The following is a 20,026-nucleotide window of genomic DNA, read 5'->3' as shown; positions in this document are numbered from 1 at the left end:
TAAAAAAACCACCAATATATGTATTGGTGGAGACGGTGGGAGTCGAACCCACGTCCGGAGATATCGGCACTCGGGCTTCTACGGGCGTAGTTGATATATTATATTTCACTGCCTCTTCAGCCTACCAACAGGCTTCCGAGGAGCTAGCCTGATTGTTCTCTTCGTTTTTCCTCAGGCGGTGGAAAAACGCGTAGCCCACTTTAGTTTGAGACCCTTCATCTAGCACATGGGCGATACCAGGAAGGATCAGCTATAGACTACTTACGCAGCTACAGCTAGGTTTTCGTTAGATTCGCCAGTTATATTTAGGCAAATGACGGTTTTACGAGGCGTCGCTCGACTCGCAACCCGAGCTCGACCTATCCCCGTCGAATCCGTAACGTCCCCGTTAGGATTAAGGGATAACAGTCAAGCTGTTTATCCATGTCGTGTTGACGACAAATATTATTATAGCAGAAATATAATATTTTTCAAGGGGTAGGCGTCATCGAAGACTGTCCTTGATCGCACGGTCGATTTCACGCTTCTGCTGTTTACGTTTCAGATCTTCCCGCTTATCATATTTCTTCTTGCCTCGACCAACTCCAACCAGCACTTTAGCCACACCATTCTTTATATAGACCTTCAATGGAACTAAAGAATAGCCTTTCTGTTGTGTTTGGCCGATCAGTTGGTTGATTTCCTTTCGGTGCAGCAACAGCTTACGTGCCCGAGTGGGTTCATGGTTGTAAATATTCCCCTGCTCGTATGGAGAAATGTGCATGTTGTGCAGATACACTTCACCTTTATTGATGCGGGCAAAGCTGTCCTTCAAGTTCAAACGTCCATTACGGATCGATTTGATTTCTGTGCCCTGTAAAACGATTCCTGCTTCAAACGTTTCTTCAATGGCAAAATCGTGACGGGCTTTTTTATTTTGAGCTAACGTTTTTCCATGTCCTCTTGGCATACCTTTTCCTCCTCTGTTGCGTCCCTTCATTGTACCAAATCTCTTAGTCATTTCCAATTGATAGCTTACGGATGAATTTTGACCTTTCTGAATAGACTTTTTCTGTCAGCGTGTGAGAATATAAAGTTGCATATGCTTGATAAAGGAGATACAACGTATGGAACAAGTCATGAATGTAAAACCCTTAACAATAGAAGACTACACAGCTCTCAAAGAAATGGAGACAGGCATTGAAGACGACTATGTGGTACGGATTTTCGATCGACTCGTCACATCTGACAGTCACGAGCTCTTCGGGCTTTTTCAGCATGGACACATGCTCGCTGTCGGCGGTTACAGCCTCTTTGGTCAGGACAAATTCGCTATGCTTGGCAGGCTTCGAAGTGACCGCCGCTTTCATATGAAAGGGCACGCCACAGAACTGCTAAAACCTGTCGTAGATCAATTAAAAAAAGACCCAAGAGTCAGCTGGATCGGGGCGAATACACACCTTGGCAATTTACCAGCAAGGCGCGTCCTTGAAAAACTCGAAATCAACCAAGGGCCAATCATCCACTACCTCACTTTAAAACGCCCTGACTTGTTGACAGGCCACACGCCAGGAGCTGTATGGAAGCCTGTTCACACTCTAAAAAGGAAGCGCAGCCTGCTGAACGGTTTGCAAGAAAACGCCTCAGAAACATTCCCATACGAATGCTACTATCCATTTCCTTTTGACGAAGCTCTTTTTACCGATGATTATTTACAGGCTTGTTCCTTTTTTGAAAATGATGACCAAAGTCGGTTCGTCATTATTAAAAACGATACAAAAAAATACGATTATTCCCATGTTAAGTACTTCTGGGACGATCATTACAATCAACCAGGTTTTTTTGAAACCATTCTTCATCATTGGAAGAACAACCCGGATAATGTCGGCTGCTGGATCGATTTTTCAGACCAGGGATTTAAGAACATTCCTGAACTGACCGCCTATGATGTCCAGGAACCTTGGATCCTTTATGGCTCTTGGAAAAAGCCACAATAATGAAAATACTCCCGCATATATTGACAAGCTCCTTCATAGTATTTAGAATCCTCTAAGGAAAAATTTTAACGCAAGAAAGGATTAAAGACTATGAACTTTATGCAAGCCGTACAGCTGTTAGATGAAGGTCATGCTTTGGAACGTCATACATGGAAGAATTCTGGGTATATTGTAAAAGATGGAAAAGGGAAAATTGTTTTCTTTGATCATAATGAACCTGCTTTTTATTCTTTAACAACAGAGGATGCTCTCGCTTCTGATTGGGAGAAAACAGACAAAGATCAGTGGACGATTGTTTCTGTCTCCCATGACCGCGAATTGATGCAGGGTAAACTTTTTGTTTCTTATCACATTTGCTCTGAAAACAAAGGCAGCATCATGAACAACCACCTCGTAGAAGAAGATGAATTGTCACAGTGGTCCCGTTTCGTAGATTTGGACCTTACCAATTCCGCACGCTATTTAAATGCACAGGATGTAGCCACTGTTCAAAGTACGATCAGTGCATAAAACGTCACTAAAAAACGCGCGAAATGATTTCGCGCGTTTTTCTTATTTCTTCTTTTTGCTTCCTTTTTTAGGAACACCTTTGTTCCTGTAAAAAGGTTTGTTCCCTTTTTGTTTGTTTTTCTTCTTCTCTTTTTTCCGGTCAGGACCCTTAGATTTAATCTGTTTCGGACGCTCTGGACGTTTCCGTTCTTTTCTCGGTTTCATGCCATCAATTTCAAAATCAACGACGCGCTCTTCAATATTGACATTGGTCACCTTGATGGTTACTTCATCACCGATTCGATAAACATTCCCTGTGCGTTCCCCGATCATGGCATACTGTTTTTCATGATAATGATAATAATCGTCGGTCAATGTACTGACGTGCACCAGACCTTCTACCGTGTTCGGAAGTTCCACGAACATTCCGAAACTGGTCACAGAGCTGATGACACCCTCATATTCTTCTCCGATTTTATCCTGCATGAATTCTGCCTTTTTCAGGTCATCCGTTTCTCGTTCCGCATCGACAGCCGCACGTTCCATCTCAGAAGAATGGCGGGCAATTTCCGGCATTTGATCTTTCCAATGTTTCCGTGTCTTATAATCCAGTTTTTCTTCGACCAGGTAAGTCCGGATCAGACGGTGGACGATCAAGTCAGGGTATCGGCGGATCGGAGAAGTAAAGTGGGTATAGAAATCCGTTGCCAAACCGAAGTGACCTAGACCTTGAGGATCATACTTCGCCTGCTGCATGGAGCGCAGCATCAGCTTCGAGATAATCATATCTTCCTGTGTACCCTTCACTTCTTCTAACACCTTCTGCAAAGCCTGTGGATGAACATTGTCAGCTGTTCCTTTGACGGAATATCCCATATTAGCAACGAACTCAAAGAAGTTCTGCAGCTTATCTTCATCCGGATCCTGGTGAATACGGTGAATGAACGGAACATCCATCCAATGGAAGTGTTCTGCTACAGTTTCGTTTGCAGCCAGCATGAATTCTTCAATCAAACGCTCTGCCACAGAACGCTCACGCAGGCGGACGTCGACAGCTTTTCCTTCCTCGTCAACGACAACGCCGGCTTCTTTAAAGTCAAAATCAATGGCCCCGCGTCCCATTCTTTTTCCTCTCAAAATACTCGCAAGCTTCTCCATGTCTTTGAACATCGGCACAAGCTCTTCATATTTTTTCATCAATTCAGGATCTTCGTCCTGTAAAATGCTGTTCACATCTTTATAAGTCATTCGTTCATTGGTCTTGATTACACTTTGGAAAATTTCGTGGTTCACGACTTCTCCGCTACCGTTGATTTCCATTTCACATGTCAATGTAAGACGATCCACTTGCGGATTCAAGGAACAGATCCCGTTGGATAAACGGTGCGGAATCATAGGGATAACTCGATCCACCAGATACACACTCGTCGCGCGTTCTCTCGCTTCCTGATCAATAGGCGAACCTTCTTTTACATAATAGGTGACGTCGGCAATGGAAACACCCAGCTTATAGTTTCCGTTTTCAAGCTTCTTGACCATGACAGCATCATCAAGGTCTTTAGCGTCCGCTCCATCGATCGTGACAATCATTTCATCACGAAGGTCGCGGCGGTTTTTGATTTCGTCCGGATGGATCTCATCCGGTGTATCTGCTGCTTGTTGTAATACTTCCTCAGGAAAGTCCACTTTAATGCCGTGTTTATAAATGATGGAGATGATATCAATACCAGGATCATTTTTATGTCCTAAAATTTCTACGATTTCCCCTTCAGCACTCATCCGGTCTTCAGGAAACTTCGTAATGTTCACAATCACTTTATGTCCATCAATCGCTCCGTTATTCTGACTCTTCGGGATGAAGATATCATTTGGAATCCGTTTATCATCGGCAATGACAAAACCAAAATTCCGGCTGGATTCGTATGTTCCTACCACACGTGTCGTCGCTCTTTCTAAAATACGGATGACTGTACCTTCCGGCCGTGTTCCATCCTCTTTCCGTTTCTCAATACGGACGAGCACTTTATCATTGTTCATGGCTGAATGAAGATCAGAATGATGAATGTAAACATCATCTTTATCCTCCTCATCAGGAATCAGAAAAGCGAACCCTTTCGCATGCATTTGAATACGTCCACGAATCAGGTTCATCTTCTCAGGGAGACCGAAGCGATTCTTACGGGTCCGGACAAGCTCCCCTTCTTCCTCAAGCTCATTCAGTACCTTCATGAGGTTCTTGAATTCATCAGAACTTCCAAGTTCCAATGTCTCTTCAAGCTCTTGTACAGATAGTGGTTTTGACGCTGTTTCTTTGAAAAAGTCTAAGATTTGTTGTTTTAACTCTATACTCAATTGTCTTACCTCCTTTTAAATGAAGGACAAGACTCCGGTATCATGACCAGTCCAGAGACTCCAGGAAAGCAAGGATATCTTCGTGCAGCTGCTCTTTTTCCTTATCCATCGTGATCACATGACCAGAGTTTTTGTACCATTTAATATCTTTTTGATCGGCTTCTACTTGTTCATAAATATAGTTTGCACTTTCTGTGTTAATCATTTCATCATTTTCTGCTTGTACAACAAAAGTAGGTGTGTAGATTTGATCGACTTCATCATGAACTTCCGTAATGAACCCGCCTAACTGCTTGAACATCTCTTCCGATTCATTAAGAAGTTCTTGTACTTCACGATCAATGGTTTCTTTATCTTTTCCTTCGAGTTGCTTATACTGTCTCGCTTTAAATTCGAACCCTTGGGTCAATTGCTTCTCATTATCAAAGAACATCGGCGAGCACATGGTAATGATTCCTTTGATAGGTTCTGAATAAGCAAGCTTCAGGCCAAGTACACCTCCAAGGGACAAGCCCGCGACAGCAATTTTCTTATAGCCGAGTCCGCGCAAATGGTTCAAGGCGTCTTGGACATCCGCCCACCAGTCCTCGGGTCTTGCTTCGATCAATGCTTCAAGCTCTTTGCCATGCCCTGCATAAATGGGAGCATGTGAGGTATAGCCGTGCTTTTGCAAAAACCGGCCAAGCATCCGCACATCAGCAGAATGGCCAGTAAATCCATGTAGTAATAATACCGCACGTTCTCCTTCCTCAAACGTGAATGGCTGAGGTTGTTTAATTTTCATGTCATTCTCTCCTTACTTCATCTATGTCCTGTTTTTAAGATTTCATTCTAAAGGGCAATGTATTCTATTTTACCAAAATTAAGTTCCCCTGGCACATTTTGAACCTCAACAAGCTTTTCCCGCTGTTATTCAGCTATATGGCAGGATTGTGGAAGACTCGATTTCGAGATGTTTGTGTGGATTTAGGGGCTCCAGGAAAAGGTTTGCTTTCCGTGGGCGAATGATGAGCCTCCTCGAGCTAACGCTCTGTGGGGTCTCATCTACCACGCACTTCCCACAGGAGTCTCACCGTTTCCCTCCGCCCCTTTGCCATATGAGGTTCTCGAAATCACTCTTATATTACCTTGCCTAAAGCTATTATAAATCCTGCTTAAACCGCATTGATATAGGATTCTCAACCATAAAAGCTCCTATTGCTGGAAGGTAGTTTCGAGAATTTCTTCCAGCAAGTGGGCGGAGGGGAATGGCGAGACTCCTGCGGGAAAAAAGTGCATGGTGAGACCCCACAGGACGTAGTCCGAGGAGGCTCACCGCGCTCCCGCGGAAAGCGAGTCATTCCCCGCAGCCCGATCCACTCAACAAAAGTCTCGAAACTGAGTCTTCAAGAAAAGGGAGCTATTGTGAAGGATTAAACTTGAAAAGGAGAACATAAAAAAACTGCGCTTCGTGTTCATGAAGCGCAGTTTTTGTTAATTAACCGAGGATATATGCAGTTAAGAAAGCTAATACAAAGAAAAGCACGCCTGTTACTACCGTTGCTTTGTGCAACACTGCGTCAATTCCTCGTGCTTTCTGCTTCCCAAATAATTGTTCCGCTCCGCCAGAAATCGCTCCTGAAAGACCGGCACTCTTTCCGGATTGCAATAGTACAAGGACGATCATTGCTATCGTGTTAATGGTTAATAAAGTAATTGCAAGTGTTTCCATGATGTGCCCACACCTCCTAAAAACGTACAGATAACTAGTTTAAATGTAGCATAAAAGCCTTACATCAGCAAGCTTATTCTAGATTCATTAAAGGTATAGACACGCGTATAGGAAAAGCTATAAGAAAGAGAATATCGATTATATAAAACTAAAGATGTCTATTGAAACAGAGGACAGTATTTTGGGTGGGCAACCACTTAGGCACGTAACGCTTTTTTCATCGTGAGGTACAAAGAGCTGAACCTGCTCTCCACTCTTCCTTGAACAATTTTGATTGTTTTTGAACGTTTTTGAAAGTTTATGGTTGATTTTTGTAAGGGTTTTCTTTTATTATAAATATAGATAACAAGCAGGGAGTGTAGGAACATGCTTACACCAGAACGCCATCAACTTATAATAAAAACAGTCAAAAACGATCATACATCAAAAATCAAGCGTCTAGTTGAAGTAACAGGGGCGTCAGAATCAACCATCCGTCGTGATTTAGATCAGTTGGAAGACCAAGGACTCTTAAGGCGGGTGCATGGCGGAGCTTCATTAAGTAGCTCTGCCAGTGAAGAGCCGACTATGGTGGAAAAAGTCACAAAATTTCACAGTGAAAAACAAGCCATTGCTCAATACGCAGCCTCGCTCGTCCAAGAGGGGGATTGTATTTTCATTGATGCTGGTTCCACTACTTATGAGATGATTCCCTTCTTGAAAGAGAAAAACATCATTGTTGTAACGAACGGATTAAGTCACTTAGACGCGCTGAATAATCATCAAATTAAAACCTATGTCCTCGGTGGTCTTGTTAAACACCAGACAGGCGCCGTCGTCGGTGCAGGTGCGATTCAAAACCTTCAACAATACCGCTTCGACCAGTGTTTCATGGGAGCAAACGGAGTAACCCTCAAGGATGGATACACCACCCCCGACCCTGAAGAAGCGGCAATTAAAGAAATGACATTGAATTTATCAAAGAATCGTTTTGTACTTGCTGACCATTCTAAATTTGAGAAAGTCGCTTTCATGAAGTTCTCTGATCTTTCAGAAGCAGAAATCATTACCGATTTTAACGGAGCATCCATCGAAGATTACCGTAAGAAAACGAATATAAAGGTTGTGACAACATGATTTACACGTGTACGTTAAACCCTTCCATCGACTACATCATGAACGTCGATGCGTTTGAGGCAGGAGCTTTGAACCGAGCCAGGGAAACCTTCTATTACCCAGGAGGAAAAGGCATCAACGTTTCCCGTGTTATGGGCCGGCTTGGTGTTAAAACAAAAGCACTTGGATATATCGGTGGCTTCACAGGTGCTTATGTCCAGCAGTTTTTAGACAGGGAAGCAGTTGATCACGCTTTTATTGAAACGTCTCAAACGACAAGAGTGAACGTCAAGCTGAAAAGTGACATGGAAACAGAGATCAACGGGCCTGGAGCTGAAATATCAAAACCATTACAAGAAGAGCTGTTGGAACAAGTGAGAAACCTTTCTACCAGTGACACCCTTGTTCTTGCTGGAAGTCTACCTTCTTCCCTGCCGTCCGACTTTTATATAACCATGGCGGCCATCTGCGCTGAAAATGGAGCAAAAGTCGTGGCAGACACATCCGGCAAAGCATTGGAACAATTGCTCGGTCACCCACTCTTCCTACTGAAGCCAAACCATCATGAGCTGGGCGAACTTTTCAATGTGGAGATTGATACAAAAGAATTAGCAGCTCACTACGGAAAGCGGTTGATTGATCAAGGTGTTGAACACGTCATTGTATCTATGGGCGGTAAAGGCGCTGTATATGTAGGCAGAGAACACGAAATGTTTGCCAATGTTCCTCGAGGTCACGTGAAAAACTCAGTCGGAGCAGGAGATTCCGTAGTCTCTGGTTTTCTAGCCGCTCTGGAAAATGAGGAATCCATCCAGGAAGCTTTCCGTTATGGAGTGGCATCAGGAAGTGCCACCGCTTTTCAGGATGACCTTTGTCAAAAAGAAGATGTTGAACGTTTACTGACAGTAATACACGTTTCCAATATAAACTAAGGGGAGTGAATCACCATGAAAATTACAGATTTACTGACGAAAGAAACCATCGTATTGAATATGTCTGCCTCTTCAAAGCCAGAGGCGATTGATGAGCTTGTTGGGCAATTGGACCATGCCGGTAAGCTGAATGATCGCGATGATTTCAAGCAAGCCATTGAAGCACGTGAACAGCAGAGTACCACAGGAATTGGGGACGGAATCGCCATCCCGCACGCAAAAACTTCTGCCGTAAAGGATCCTGCCATTGCTTTCGGAAGGTCCCAGGATGGATTGGATTATGAATCCCTGGACGGTCAGCCGACGAATCTATTTTTTATGATTGCCGCTTCTGAAGGCGCTAACAATACACATTTAGAAACACTTTCCCGTCTTTCTTCCTTTTTAATGGATAACAACTTCCGCCAGCAGCTGGAAGAAGCGAAGACAGAAGCTGACGTGATTGAAGCGATCAATGCCAAAGAAGCCGAAGAAGACGATGAGGAAGAAACAGAAGAAACAAACACAGGTAAAATCCTTGCGGTTACTGCGTGCCCGACCGGTATTGCTCATACGTATATGGCAGCCGACAAACTTAAAGCTACAGCGAAAGAAATGGGTGTGAACATCAAAGTTCAGACCAATGGTTCCAGCGGAGTCAAAAACCGCCTGACAAGTGAGGATATTGCTGAGGCTGATGCGATTATCGTTGCAGCGGATACAAAAGTTGAAATGGAACCTTTCCAAGGAAAGCCGGTCATTGAGGTACCCGTCGCTAAGGCCATTCATGAACCGAAAGAATTGATTGAAAAAGCAACCAGGAAAGATGCGCCTATCTACCAAGGTACTGGAGAGAAAAAAGAAGGTTCTCAGGATAAAGGACAGCGCACAGGTTTTTACAAACATCTGATGAATGGTGTATCAAACATGCTGCCTTTCGTTGTTGGAGGAGGAATTTTAATTGCCCTTTCCTTCTTCTGGGGCATCAATTCTGCAGATCCATCAAATGAGGAATACAACCGCTTCGCAGAAATGTTGAATATCATAGGTGGCGGAAATGCTTTCTTCCTGCTTGTGCCAGTCCTTGCCGGTTTTATTGCTTCCAGTATTGCGGATCGACCTGGTTTTGCACCGGGAATGGTCGGTGGATTGATCGCTATCACGCAAACGGCCAATGAAAATGCAACGAACGGTTCTGGTTTCCTTGGCGGATTGATTGCAGGTTTCTTAGCCGGTTATTTGACACTGCTTGTTAAAAAGTGGCTGGAAGGTTTACCTGCTATATTGGATGGGATGAAGACCGTACTCTTCTATCCTGTTATCACGATCTTTGCTACTGGTATGATAATGTTACTGATCAACCCTACGCTGACAAGCGTTTATACAGCGTTATTCGGATTTCTTGAAAATATGAGTGGATCGAACCTCGCTCTTCTTGGTCTCATTGTCGGAGGTATGATGGCAGTCGATATGGGAGGCCCCGTGAACAAAGCGGCCTACACATTCGGAATTGCAGCCCTCGATGCAGGGAACTATACATTTATAGCAGCAGCGATGGCTGGTGGCATGGTTCCACCTCTTGCGATGGGCTTAGCTACGACCCTTTTCAAAAACAAATTCACGAAACAGGAGCGCGAAACAGGGAAAGCCGCTTATCCACTTGGAGCTTTCTTCATCACCGAAGGAGCCATCCCATTCGCAGCAGCTGACCCGGCCCGTGTGATTCCTTCAATGGTCGCAGGCAGTGCTTTGACAGGTATGCTGACGATGTTGTTCGGGATCGGTCTGCGCGCCCCGCACGGCGGTATTATCGTTGCCCCGCTCGTAGAAGGTGGGTTCATGCAGATCCTCCTTTATCTAGTGGCAATCATTGCCGGTACAATTCTTGCAGCAATTGTTGTAGGATTCTTGAAAAAAGACATCCAAAAGGCTTAAAATAATAAAGTTAGGGTAAGTCATAAACAATAGCATGTTTAAGGAGGAATTATAATGGTAGAGAAATCTTTTAAAATTACATCGTCTGACGGTGTTCACGCTCGTCCAGCAACAGTACTTGTACAGAATGCAGGAAAGTACGAGTCTGATATCAACCTACATTACAAAGAAAAATCCGTAAATCTTAAATCCATCATGGGAATCATGAGCCTTGGGATCCCTGCAAACGCTGAAGTTAAAATTACAGCGGAAGGCAGTGACGAACAGGAAGCGATTGACCATATGGAAACAACAATGAAGAACGAAGGCTTGGGGGAATAACAGCATGACACAGCTTCAAGGTATTGCAGCTTCCAGCGGAATTGCTATTGCAAAAGTTTACCGCTTGGAAGCTCCGGATCTTTCTTTCAATAAGAAAGATATTGAACAGCCGGAACAAGAAGTCAAGCGCCTGCATGAGGCTCTGGATATTTCAAAATCAGAGCTTGAGAAAATTAAAGAACATACAAGAAAATCTTTAGGTGACGAACACGCGGAAATCTTTTCTGCCCACCTATTGGTCTTAAGCGACCCAGAATTGATTCAACCGATTGAAGATAAAATCAAAAGCGAGAATGTTAACGCAGAAGCCGCTCTTTCTGAGACGGCCAACATGTTCATCGACATGTTCAAAGGCATGGATAATGAATACATGCGTGAACGAGCAGCAGACATCAATGATGTTACCAAGCGTGTAATGGCACACCTTTTAGGTGTAACATTCCCGGACCCTGCGTTGATTAACGAAGAAGTGGTCATCGTCGCAGACGATTTAACACCTTCGGATACCGCGCAATTGAACAAACAATACGTAAAAGGCTTCACGACAGATATCAGGGGCCGTACTTCTCACTCAGCGATCATGGCTCGTTCTCTTGAAATTCCAGCCGTTGTTGGAACGAAAAATATCACTTCCCAAGCTGGAAAGGATACCATGATTATTGTCGACGGAATCAACGGGGATGTCATCATTGATCCAAGTGACGATCAGATTGCGGAGTATAAGCAGAAGCAGGACGATTTCGAGAAACAGAAACAAGAGTGGGCGAAGCTTAAGGATGAAGCCACTGTTACTTCTGAAGGCGACCACGTAGAGCTTGTTGCTAATATCGGAACCCCTGACGACGTTGAAGGTGTCTTGAACAACGGCGGCGAAGGTGTCGGCCTTTACCGTACAGAGTTCCTTTATATGGGCAAAAGTCAGCTGCCAACAGAGGAAGAGCAGTTTGATGCATACTCTTCAGTACTGAAGCAAATGGGAGACAAGCCTGTCGTCGTACGTACACTGGATATCGGTGGAGACAAAGAGCTTGACTACTTGGATCTTCCTGAAGAAATGAACCCATTCCTTGGATACCGTGCCATCCGCCTTTGCCTGGAGCGCGACGATATTTTCCGCGTTCAGCTTCGTGCATTGCTGCGTGCCAGCGTCCACGGAAACTTAAAGATCATGTTCCCAATGATCGCTACATTGGAAGAATTCCGTCAAGCGAAGGCAATTCTTGATGAAGAGCGCGCAAACCTTAAGGAAGAAGGTCAGGATGTTTCAGATGATATCGAAGTCGGAATGATGGTTGAAATTCCTGCAACAGCAGTAATTGCCCGTCAGTTCGCTAAAGAAGTCGATTTCTTCAGTATCGGTACCAATGATCTGATTCAATATACAATGGCCGCTGACCGTATGAACGAGCGCGTGTCATACTTGTACCAGCCTTATAACCCAGCGATTCTGAACCTGGTGAATAATGTGATTGAAGCCGCTCACGCCGAAGGTAAATGGGCTGGCATGTGCGGGGAGATGGCTGGCGATGAAATTGCTATCCCTCTCCTACTTGGACTTGGTTTGGATGAATTCAGTATGAGTGCAACATCCATTCTTCCTGCCCGTACACAGATCAGAGAACTATCCAGGAAGGAATGGACTTCTTATAAAGAAGAAATCCTTTCTATGGGTACAGCAGAAGAAGTTGTCGCATTTGTCAAAGAAAAAACACAAACGAAGTAGTATTTGTTGAATGAGTGTGGGACAATAGGTGTGTGCCGGTCTACATCCGGTTCTAGTTATAAACGAGAAAGAGATGTGTTTCCATGACATTTACTGTGATCATGATTGTATGTATCGCAATTGTTCTGGGGATTGCCGCCATGTTCGGCATGGCTGTCTCTAAAGGATACGATTACGAACACACCGTTGACCCCTTACCAGACGACAAACGTCATAAAGATGAACATAAAAAAGCTGACGCTTAACAAGAGCGTCAGCTTTTTTCATTTCCATCATATAAATCGAGTTTCTGGTGAATAGGTGTACGCATTTTAGGCTTCGGAATTCGTTTTGGATAGCCCATCTGCAGTACAGATACCAATTTAAAGTGCTGGCTATCGAGCCCTACAGCTTCTGAAAATTGAGCATCGTGTAAGTATGGGCTCGTGGTCCAAAGAACACCAACCCCCGCTTCCCACGCTAGTAGCTGCACATTTTGTATATAGGCACATACAGCAGCATAATCTTCTTCATATTTACGCACATCCTCATCCTTTTCCATATAGATCAAGGCATGATGTGGGATATTCATTAAAAAATCGCGAATTCCTTCCTGAAGTCGATTCGCCTTGTCTTCCTCATAACCGTCAAAGAACCCCTGCCTTTGATAGCTATCCATAACAGCCTGAGCATACCCTATCTTCCCATTATCCTGGTACAATCGTATCTGCCATGGTTCTTTCATCCGGTGGTTAGGTGCCCATGCGGATTCAGCAAAGATACGCTCCAGTACTTCTTTATCCACTTTCTCCCCTTTATACTCATGAATCGAACGTCGGCTTCTCATCGCTTCCAACAATTCCATCAGGCACACCTCACAACATAATCAACTTAGTTACAGGCTGCACCATCCAATAGCCCCATTCACGCAAGAAAAAAGGAACTTTCGTTTCCATGCTTTTATAAGCCGAATACTGCGTGGGCACACCTTCAACCTTCATACCCAGGTGCTTGGCCATAGCTACAGCCCTTTTTAAATGAAACTGGTCACTGACGATGAAAAAGGACCGAATTCCTTTTTCATCACTGACTTCTTTCGCGTTACTCAAGTTATCTTCTGTGATGAGTGATTGGTCCTCAAACAGAATATCTTCTTCATTTACTCCATGCTCCATCGCATAACCTTTCCCTACTTCTGCTTCAGAGGAGGCGGCTTGTTCACTCTTACCACCCGTAAGTATCAGGTATTCGACGTGTCCTTCTTTATATAATTCAATCCCCTGCTTCAAACGCCCCTCAAAGACAGGGCTTGGCTTTCCATTCCATTGTGCGGCCCCGAGAACGATAGCTGCATCCGCTTCTGATACTTTTTCATCCCCATAGGTCCAAACAGAATAGCCCGTGTATAAGGCATAACTGATCATCAATAACAAAATGATTTGAACGAATCGTTTCATATCTCCTGGTTCTCCTACTCCCTGAATATATGTTCCATCATATCATAGAAAAAAGCCTCTCTGAATCATCAGAGAGGCTCATTTTAGAACTTATTTATTCAAGTTGTAGAATGCTTTCTCGCCAGCGTATGTCGCTGTTCCAAGCAGCTGGTCTTCAATACGAAGAAGCTGGTTGTACTTCGCAACACGGTCTGTACGGGAAGGAGCACCTGTTTTAATTTGACCTGCATTTGTAGCAACAGCGATGTCTGCGATTGTTGCATCTTCTGTTTCACCAGAACGGTGAGAGATGACAGCAGTATAACCGGCGCGCTTCGCCATTTCGATTGCTTCAAATGTTTCAGTCAGTGTACCGATTTGGTTCACTTTGATCAAGATGGAGTTACCCACGCCTTCTTCAATCGCGCGGCCTAACTTCTCTGTGTTTGTTACGAACAAGTCGTCACCGACAAGCTGTACACGGTCTCCGATACGGTCTGTAAGAAGTTTCGTACCTTCCCAGTCGTTTTCATCAAGACCATCTTCAATAGAGACGATTGGATACTTGTTCACAAGCTCTTCGTACCAGTCAACCATTTCTTCAGACGTACGTACCACACCTTCACCTTTCAGGTTGTACTTACCGTCTTCATAAATTTCAGAAGAGGCAACGTCCATTGCAAGCTTCACTTCAGCGTCAGGCTTGTAGCCAGCAGCTTCGATTGCTTCGATGATTGTAGATAGAGCTTCTTCGTTAGAACCTAAGTCTGGAGCGAAGCCACCTTCATCACCTACACCAGTGTTGTAGCCTTTGCTGCCAAGAACTTTTTTCAGAGAGTGGAAAATTTCCGCACCCATACGTAGAGCTTCTTTGAATGTTGGCGCACCAACTGGCATAATCATGAATTCCTGAATATCTACGTTGTTATCTGCGTGCTCTCCACCGTTAAGGATGTTCATCATCGGTGTTGGAAGCGTAGCTGCTGTGAAACCACCAAGATATTTGTAAAGTGGAAGACCTACAACATCTGCAGCAGCGTGTGCTACAGCCATGGATACGCCAAGAATAGCGTTTGCACCTAGGTTTCCTTTGTTTTCTGTACCATCAAGTTCTCTCATCATTTGGTCGATGATTACTTGTTGCGTTACGTCCATACCCAGAAGGTTTGGAGCAATCTTTTCGTTTACGTTATCTACAGCGTTTTGTACGCCTTTGCCAAGGTAACGTTCTTTGTCACCATCACGAAGTTCTACGGCTTCGTATTCACCAGTAGAAGCACCACTTGGAACAAGAGCTGTACCGAAAGCTCCGGATTCTGTATAAACTTCTACTTCAACAGTTGGGTTACCACGAGAGTCAAGGACTTCACGTGCATATACGTCAGTAATGTAAGGCATGAATATCTCTCCCTTATTTTTTAATTAGTGATTTACCTGTCATTTCTTCAGGTTGTTCAACGTTCAAGAGTTCTAATAATGTTGGTGATAGATCACCAAGAATTCCACCATCACGGAGTTCCGCCCCATCTTTTGTCACGATGACAGGTACAGGGTTTGTCGTATGAGCTGTCATAGCGTCTCCATCCAAGGTCGTCACCTCATCAGAGTTCCCATGGTCAGCTGTAATGATGGCATGTCCACCTTTTTCGTGGATCTTATCTACAATTTTACCTAGGCATTCATCTACGGCTTCAATCGCTTTAATCGTCGGCTCAAGCATTCCTGAGTGTCCAACCATATCAGGATTGGCGAAGTTTAGAATGATAGCATTGTGTTTCTCGGAGTCAATCGCCTTAAGAAGAGCATCTGTAACTTCATACGCACTCATCTCTGGCTTCTGATCATATGTCGCAACTTTAGGAGAATCGATGAGGATGCGCTCTTCCCCTTCGAATTCTTTCTCACGACCACCACTCATGAAGAAGGTCACGTGTGGATACTTCTCCGTTTCGGCGATGCGCAGCTGCTTCATATCATTGTCAGCAAGGACTTCTCCAACGGTATTTTTCAAGTCGTTCGGAGGGAAAGCAATCTTGCTTCGCACCTGATCGCTGTATTGCGTCATCCCTACAAAGTGTAGATTCTTCGGTGCGTTCTCTCCGCGCTCATAACCATCAAAGTCATCGTTTGCGAATGTACGGGAGAGTTGGATCGCACGGTCCGGACGGAAATTGAAGAAAATGATGCTATCTTCATCTTCCACTGATCCAATCGGGTTGTTGTCCTCATCTGTTAAAACGACAGGCTCAACAAACTCATCGTACACTTCCTGCTCATAAGAATCGTCGATGGCTTTAATTGGATCCTTGTACGTCGGGCCCTCACCATAAGCGATGGCATCATAAGCTTTCTTCACACGTTCCCAGCGATTGTCACGATCCATCGCATAGTAACGTCCGGAAAGAGTAGCGATTTGCCCTATGCCGACTTCTTCAATCGCTTCCTGAGTCTGTTTGATATAGGTCTTAGCTGATTGCTGACCAACATCACGTCCATCCAGGAAAGCGTGAATGAGAACTTTTTCGATTCCTTCTTCTTTCGCCAGCTTCAAGGTAGCGATCATATGGTCGATATGACTATGAATCCCGCCATCAGATAACAGGCCGAAAATGTGAAGAGCTTTATCTTTAGTCTTCGCCTCACGAACTGCGTTTAGCAGCACTTCATTCTCAAAGAAGTCCCCTTCACGAATGGAAAGGTTAATTCTCGTCAGACTTTGGTAAACGACACGGCCTGCGCCGATGTTCAAGTGCCCAACTTCTGAGTTCCCCATTTGACCTTCCGGCAGTCCGACAGCTTCCCCGCATGCCATTAATTGAGAATGCGGAAATTGGTTCCAGTAACGATCAAAGTTCGGCGTGTTCGCTTGTTTGACAGCATTACCTTTCTCTTCATCACGAAGAGCGTAGCCGTCAAGGATGATTAAGGCAGCCAGGTTTTTATTACTCATTCTTACCTGCCTCCACTAGTTTTAGGAAAGAATCAGCTTCAAGGCTGGCTCCTCCTACTAGAGCACCATCAATGTCGGACTGGGATAGGAGTTCATCAACGTTTGCAGGCTTCACGCTGCCTCCGTATTGAATGCGGACAGCTTCTGCTGCATCTGCACTTACGTATTCACTGACAACTTTACGGATGTGAGTACAAACTTCATTGGCTTGTTCAGATGTCGCTGTACGACCTGTGCCAATCGCCCAGATCGGCTCATAAGCAATGATTGTCTCTGCACATTGATCATTTGTCAGACCGTCCAATGCTTTTTTCACTTGTGTCTCTACAACGTTCATCGTTTCGTTCGCTTCCCGTTGTTCTAGAGATTCCCCTACACAAATGATCGGTGTCAAGCCATGGTTAAATGCAGCATGAACTTTCTTGTTCACCTCTTCATCGGTTTCCTTGAAAATTTCACGACGTTCGGAGTGACCAAGTACGACGTAAGATACGCCAAGCTCTTTCAGCATGACCGGGCTTACTTCACCTGTAAACGCACCATTTTCTTCAAAGTGCATGTTTTGAGCACCGATTTTAAGACTTGTACCTTCTGTTTCCTCTACGAGTTTTTGTAGAAAAGGAAATGGAGCACAAACAACCGATTCTACCTGCTCAGAGGAAGGAACTTCGTTCTTAGCTGTTTGAATAAAATCTTCCGCTTCACGGTGGTTTTTATTCATTTTCCAGTTACCAGCGATTACTTTTTTACGCATATGGTTTCACCTCTCCTTTTTATTTATCGTTCAACAAGGATACGCCTGGAAGATCTTTACCTTCCATGAATTCCAAGGAAGCACCGCCACCAGTGGAAACGTGGTCCATATCATTGGCATATCCGAATTTTTCAACGGCTGCTGCAGAGTCTCCTCCACCGATGACCGTGTAACCCTTTGTTTCAGAAAGAGCATTCGCTACGGCTTTTGTACCGTTAGCAAAAGATTCGATTTCAAAGACGCCCATTGGTCCGTTCCAGATGACCAATTTAGAATCTTTAATCACTTCTGCATATTTTTCTCTCGTCTTCGGACCGATATCCAGCGCTTCCCAGTCAGCTGGGATGCTATCGATTCCTACTTCTTCTTTGTTAGCAGAATCAGAGAAATCATCAGCAACGACGACATCATCTGGCATAAGGAAGTTTACGCCTTTCTCTTCTGCTTTTTTCATATATTCTTTAGCTAGATCAATTTTATCTTCTTCCAGCAGCGATTTACCGATCTCATGACCTTGGGCTTTTACGAATGTGTAAGCAAGACCTCCACCGATAATCAAGTTATCGACTTTATCGATCAAGTTGTCGATGACACCGATCTTATCTTTCACTTTCGCACCACCAATGATGGCTGTGAATGGACGCTCTGGATTAGACAGGGCTTTACCTAGAACATTGATTTCTTTTTCCATCAGGAAACCAGCAACAGCAGGAATATACTCTGCAATACCTGCTGTGGAAGCATGCGCACGGTGGGCAGCACCGAAAGCATCGTTTACGTAGAGGTCAGCCATGTCTGCAAATGCTTTGGCTAGTTCCGCATCATTCTTTTCTTCACCAGGATGGAAGCGCACGTTTTCGATTAGAAGAACATCGCCGTTTTCCATTTCAGAGATGGCTTTGTTCACTTCAGCTCCGTGTACTTCATCCGTTTTTGTAACCGTTTGTCCAAGAACATCACTTAGACGGTTGGCTACAGGATCAAGACGAAGATCTTCGACAACTTCCCCTTTAGGACGTCCAAGGTGACTGGCAAGAATGACTTTCGCACCGTTTCCAGTCAGGTGCTTGATTGTTGGGAGGGCAGCTTTGATTCGAGTGTCGTCTGTGACCTCTCCCTCACTCATCGGTACGTTGAAGTCAACACGGCAGAAAACGGTTTTCCCGTTCACTTCAACATCGCGGATTGTTTTCTTATTCATAGAATGACAACCTCCTTGGTTTGTGGTCAGGTTCATCGCCTGCCCTTATGTACGTTTCCACAGAATCATGTTGCAGAAACGCCGATAAGCAGGATGCGAAAAAACATGGATAAAGGAGGAGGACCTGAGACCTCCTCCTTTCCAGCTTTTTCATAGTATTTTCTAAAACGGCTCAGATATTACAAGCCTTGGTTCTTAAGGTATACAGCCAAGTCTACACAACGGTTGGAGTAACCAGTTTCGTTGTCATACCAAGAAACGATTTTAACCATGTTGTTTTCAAGGATAAGTGTAGAAAGACCATCAATGATAGAAGAGTGAGTGTTGCCATTGTAGTCTGTAGAAACAAGTGGCTCGTCACTGTATCCAAGGATTCCTTTAAGGTTTCCTTCAGCTTCTGCGCGAAGTGCTTCGTTCACTTCTTCTGCAGTTACGTCTTTATCAAGCTCAGCAACCAAGTCTACGATGGATACGTTAGACGTTGGTACACGCATAGCCATACCGCTAAGCTTACCATCAAGGTGTGGAAGTACTTTTGCAACAGCTTGTGCCGCACCAGTTGTTGTTGGGATGATGTTTTCAGCAGCTGCACGAGCACGACGGTAATCTTTGTGTGGAAGATCAAGGATCTGCTGGTCGTTCGTGTAAGAGTGAACAGTTGTCATCATACCGCGCTTAAGACCGAATTTCTCGTCAAGAACTTTTGCGTATGGAGCAAGGCAGTTCGTTGTGCAAGACGCGTTTGAGATAACGTGGTGAGAATCTTTGTCATACTGATCTTCGTTTACACCCATAACGACTGTAAGGTCTTCTTGTTTCGCTGGAGCAGAGATGACTACTTTCTTAGCACCTGCATCCAAGTGTTTCTTAGCATCGTCACGCTGAGTGAAGCGACCTGTAGATTCGATCACGATATCTACGCCAAGATCTCCCCAACCAAGTTGAGCTGGATCTTTTTCAGAAAGTACTTTAACTTCTTTACCGCCGACAATCAGGTTGTCACCGTTTGTTGTCACTTCTTGATCAAGCTTGCCATGTACTGTATCGTATTGAAGCAAGTGTGCCAGCATGTTTGCATCTGTCAAATCGTTAACCGCTACTACCTCAACTTCATTGTTGTTCAAAGCAGCACGGAAAACATTACGTCCAATACGTCCAAATCCGTTAATACCAATTCTTACTGTCATGCAAAA

Annotated in this window: 19 protein-coding genes and 1 other RNA gene; 8 read left to right on the top strand and 12 right to left on the bottom strand. The window is 44.4% G+C overall.

Annotated features, from left to right (window positions below):
- Window positions 1–24: 24 nt before the first annotated feature.
- Both ssrA and smpB read right to left on the bottom strand, forming a co-directional pair.
- Window positions 25–387, bottom strand: a transfer-messenger RNA (tmRNA) gene (gene ssrA / locus VKA52_RS05880).
- A 97-nt stretch (window positions 388–484) separates the two neighbouring features.
- The gene (smpB, locus tag VKA52_RS05875) at window positions 485–949 is read right to left on the bottom strand and encodes an SsrA-binding protein SmpB (protein ID WP_089651385.1); all 465 of its coding nucleotides are present in this window, start codon (window positions 947–949) and stop codon (window positions 485–487) included.
- A gap of 157 nt (window positions 950–1,106) precedes the next feature.
- Between smpB and VKA52_RS05870 the strand changes: the two genes are divergently transcribed.
- Both VKA52_RS05870 and VKA52_RS05865 read left to right on the top strand, forming a co-directional pair.
- Window positions 1,107–1,976 carry a GNAT family N-acetyltransferase gene (locus VKA52_RS05870; protein WP_326314536.1) on the top strand — a complete coding sequence of 290 codons (870 nt, stop codon included), beginning with the start codon at window positions 1,107–1,109 and terminating at the stop codon, window positions 1,974–1,976.
- A gap of 90 nt (window positions 1,977–2,066) precedes the next feature.
- A complete protein-coding gene (locus tag VKA52_RS05865; RefSeq protein ID WP_160911579.1) occupies window positions 2,067–2,486 on the top strand; it encodes a Thoeris anti-defense Tad2 family protein in 420 nt (139 codons plus the stop codon).
- Between the two features lie 42 nt (window positions 2,487–2,528).
- Here the strand turns inward: VKA52_RS05865 and rnr are convergent, their stop codons facing one another.
- The 3 genes from rnr to secG all read right to left on the bottom strand — a co-directional run bounded on the left by rnr (window position 2,529) and on the right by secG (window position 6,528).
- The gene (gene rnr, locus VKA52_RS05860; RefSeq protein WP_326314535.1) at window positions 2,529–4,817 is read right to left on the bottom strand and encodes a ribonuclease R; all 2,289 of its coding nucleotides are present in this window, start codon (window positions 4,815–4,817) and stop codon (window positions 2,529–2,531) included.
- Window positions 4,818–4,857: 40 nt separating this feature from the next.
- Complete coding sequence (locus VKA52_RS05855) at window positions 4,858–5,601, bottom strand: alpha/beta hydrolase (protein ID WP_326314534.1); 744 nt, start codon at window positions 5,599–5,601, stop codon at window positions 4,858–4,860.
- 693 nt (window positions 5,602–6,294) lie between these two features.
- The gene (gene secG / locus VKA52_RS05850) at window positions 6,295–6,528 is read right to left on the bottom strand and encodes a preprotein translocase subunit SecG (protein WP_089651380.1); all 234 of its coding nucleotides are present in this window, start codon (window positions 6,526–6,528) and stop codon (window positions 6,295–6,297) included.
- Between the two features lie 366 nt (window positions 6,529–6,894).
- On the opposite strand from secG, the gene VKA52_RS05845 reads away from it, so the two are divergent.
- The 6 genes from VKA52_RS05845 (at window position 6,895) to ytzI (ending at window position 12,758) form a co-directional block, all read left to right on the top strand.
- Window positions 6,895–7,644, top strand: a complete 750-nt coding sequence (locus VKA52_RS05845; protein ID WP_115894423.1) for a DeoR/GlpR family DNA-binding transcription regulator — start codon at window positions 6,895–6,897, stop codon at window positions 7,642–7,644.
- Window positions 7,641–8,555 (top strand): 1-phosphofructokinase, encoded by a 915-nt coding sequence (gene pfkB / locus VKA52_RS05840; protein WP_326314533.1) that lies wholly within the window; start codon window positions 7,641–7,643, stop codon window positions 8,553–8,555. The genes VKA52_RS05845 and pfkB overlap by 4 nt, the downstream gene beginning before the upstream one ends.
- Before the next feature lie 15 nt (window positions 8,556–8,570).
- Window positions 8,571–10,469: a PTS fructose transporter subunit IIABC gene (locus VKA52_RS05835; RefSeq protein ID WP_160911569.1), complete on the top strand. Its 1,899-nt coding sequence runs from the start codon at window positions 8,571–8,573 to the stop codon at window positions 10,467–10,469.
- Between the two features lie 54 nt (window positions 10,470–10,523).
- Window positions 10,524–10,790 carry a phosphocarrier protein HPr gene (locus VKA52_RS05830; protein ID WP_115894425.1) on the top strand — a complete coding sequence of 89 codons (267 nt, stop codon included), beginning with the start codon at window positions 10,524–10,526 and terminating at the stop codon, window positions 10,788–10,790.
- Between the two features lie 4 nt (window positions 10,791–10,794).
- Complete coding sequence (gene ptsP, locus VKA52_RS05825) at window positions 10,795–12,513, top strand: phosphoenolpyruvate--protein phosphotransferase (RefSeq protein WP_326314530.1); 1,719 nt, start codon at window positions 10,795–10,797, stop codon at window positions 12,511–12,513.
- Window positions 12,514–12,596: 83 nt separating this feature from the next.
- Window positions 12,597–12,758, top strand: coding sequence for a YtzI protein (gene ytzI / locus VKA52_RS05820; RefSeq protein WP_115894427.1), 162 nt, complete (start codon window positions 12,597–12,599; stop codon window positions 12,756–12,758).
- An 8-nt stretch (window positions 12,759–12,766) separates the two neighbouring features.
- On the opposite strand, the gene VKA52_RS05815 is transcribed toward ytzI, so the two are convergent.
- The 7 genes from VKA52_RS05815 to gap form a co-directional block, all read right to left on the bottom strand.
- Window positions 12,767–13,357, bottom strand: coding sequence for a nitroreductase family protein (locus VKA52_RS05815; protein WP_326314528.1), 591 nt, complete (start codon window positions 13,355–13,357; stop codon window positions 12,767–12,769).
- Window positions 13,358–13,367: 10 nt separating this feature from the next.
- Entirely contained in the window at window positions 13,368–13,949 is a 582-nt protein-coding gene (locus tag VKA52_RS05810) for a YdcF family protein (protein WP_160911563.1), read from the bottom strand.
- Window positions 13,950–14,039: 90 nt separating this feature from the next.
- Window positions 14,040–15,326 carry a phosphopyruvate hydratase gene (gene eno / locus VKA52_RS05805; protein ID WP_089651372.1) on the bottom strand — a complete coding sequence of 429 codons (1,287 nt, stop codon included), beginning with the start codon at window positions 15,324–15,326 and terminating at the stop codon, window positions 14,040–14,042.
- A 13-nt stretch (window positions 15,327–15,339) separates the two neighbouring features.
- Window positions 15,340–16,878 carry a 2,3-bisphosphoglycerate-independent phosphoglycerate mutase gene (gpmI, locus tag VKA52_RS05800; RefSeq protein ID WP_326314527.1) on the bottom strand — a complete coding sequence of 513 codons (1,539 nt, stop codon included), beginning with the start codon at window positions 16,876–16,878 and terminating at the stop codon, window positions 15,340–15,342.
- Window positions 16,871–17,632 (bottom strand): triose-phosphate isomerase, encoded by a 762-nt coding sequence (gene tpiA, locus VKA52_RS05795; RefSeq protein WP_160911559.1) that lies wholly within the window; start codon window positions 17,630–17,632, stop codon window positions 16,871–16,873. The genes gpmI and tpiA overlap by 8 nt, the downstream gene beginning before the upstream one ends.
- Before the next feature lie 19 nt (window positions 17,633–17,651).
- Complete coding sequence (locus VKA52_RS05790; RefSeq protein ID WP_160911557.1) at window positions 17,652–18,833, bottom strand: phosphoglycerate kinase; 1,182 nt, start codon at window positions 18,831–18,833, stop codon at window positions 17,652–17,654.
- Window positions 18,834–19,012: 179 nt separating this feature from the next.
- Window positions 19,013–20,020 (bottom strand): type I glyceraldehyde-3-phosphate dehydrogenase, encoded by a 1,008-nt coding sequence (gene gap / locus VKA52_RS05785; RefSeq protein WP_160911555.1) that lies wholly within the window; start codon window positions 20,018–20,020, stop codon window positions 19,013–19,015.
- Window positions 20,021–20,026 lie beyond the last annotated feature (6 nt).

Source organism: Halobacillus sp. HZG1 (assembly GCF_035818575.1).
Classification (GTDB): Bacteria; Bacillota; Bacilli; order Bacillales; family Halobacillaceae; genus Halobacillus; species Halobacillus litoralis.
The sequence above is the reverse complement of the archived record's forward strand: the minus strand, read 5'-3'. Positions and strand labels throughout refer to the sequence as shown.

What these genes read in the sequence shown, in the direction of transcription:
- smpB (WP_089651385.1), bottom strand. Translation starts at nt 949, where the DNA reads ATGCCAAGAGGACATGGAAAAACGTTAGCTCAAAATAAAAAAGCCCGT.
- VKA52_RS05870 (WP_326314536.1), top strand. Translation starts at nt 1,107, where the DNA reads ATGGAACAAGTCATGAATGTAAAACCCTTAACAATAGAAGACTACACA.
- VKA52_RS05865 (WP_160911579.1), top strand. Translation starts at nt 2,067, where the DNA reads ATGAACTTTATGCAAGCCGTACAGCTGTTAGATGAAGGTCATGCTTTG.
- VKA52_RS05855 (WP_326314534.1), bottom strand. Translation starts at nt 5,601, where the DNA reads ATGAAAATTAAACAACCTCAGCCATTCACGTTTGAGGAAGGAGAACGT.
- secG (WP_089651380.1), bottom strand. Translation starts at nt 6,528, where the DNA reads ATGGAAACACTTGCAATTACTTTATTAACCATTAACACGATAGCAATG.
- VKA52_RS05845 (WP_115894423.1), top strand. Translation starts at nt 6,895, where the DNA reads ATGCTTACACCAGAACGCCATCAACTTATAATAAAAACAGTCAAAAAC.
- pfkB (WP_326314533.1), top strand. Translation starts at nt 7,641, where the DNA reads ATGATTTACACGTGTACGTTAAACCCTTCCATCGACTACATCATGAAC.
- VKA52_RS05835 (WP_160911569.1), top strand. Translation starts at nt 8,571, where the DNA reads ATGAAAATTACAGATTTACTGACGAAAGAAACCATCGTATTGAATATG.
- VKA52_RS05830 (WP_115894425.1), top strand. Translation starts at nt 10,524, where the DNA reads ATGGTAGAGAAATCTTTTAAAATTACATCGTCTGACGGTGTTCACGCT.
- ptsP (WP_326314530.1), top strand. Translation starts at nt 10,795, where the DNA reads ATGACACAGCTTCAAGGTATTGCAGCTTCCAGCGGAATTGCTATTGCA.
- ytzI (WP_115894427.1), top strand. Translation starts at nt 12,597, where the DNA reads ATGACATTTACTGTGATCATGATTGTATGTATCGCAATTGTTCTGGGG.
- VKA52_RS05815 (WP_326314528.1), bottom strand. Translation starts at nt 13,357, where the DNA reads ATGGAATTGTTGGAAGCGATGAGAAGCCGACGTTCGATTCATGAGTAT.
- VKA52_RS05810 (WP_160911563.1), bottom strand. Translation starts at nt 13,949, where the DNA reads ATGAAACGATTCGTTCAAATCATTTTGTTATTGATGATCAGTTATGCC.
- eno (WP_089651372.1), bottom strand. Translation starts at nt 15,326, where the DNA reads ATGCCTTACATTACTGACGTATATGCACGTGAAGTCCTTGACTCTCGT.
- gpmI (WP_326314527.1), bottom strand. Translation starts at nt 16,878, where the DNA reads ATGAGTAATAAAAACCTGGCTGCCTTAATCATCCTTGACGGCTACGCT.
- tpiA (WP_160911559.1), bottom strand. Translation starts at nt 17,632, where the DNA reads ATGCGTAAAAAAGTAATCGCTGGTAACTGGAAAATGAATAAAAACCAC.
- VKA52_RS05790 (WP_160911557.1), bottom strand. Translation starts at nt 18,833, where the DNA reads ATGAATAAGAAAACAATCCGCGATGTTGAAGTGAACGGGAAAACCGTT.
- gap (WP_160911555.1), bottom strand. Translation starts at nt 20,020, where the DNA reads ATGACAGTAAGAATTGGTATTAACGGATTTGGACGTATTGGACGTAAT.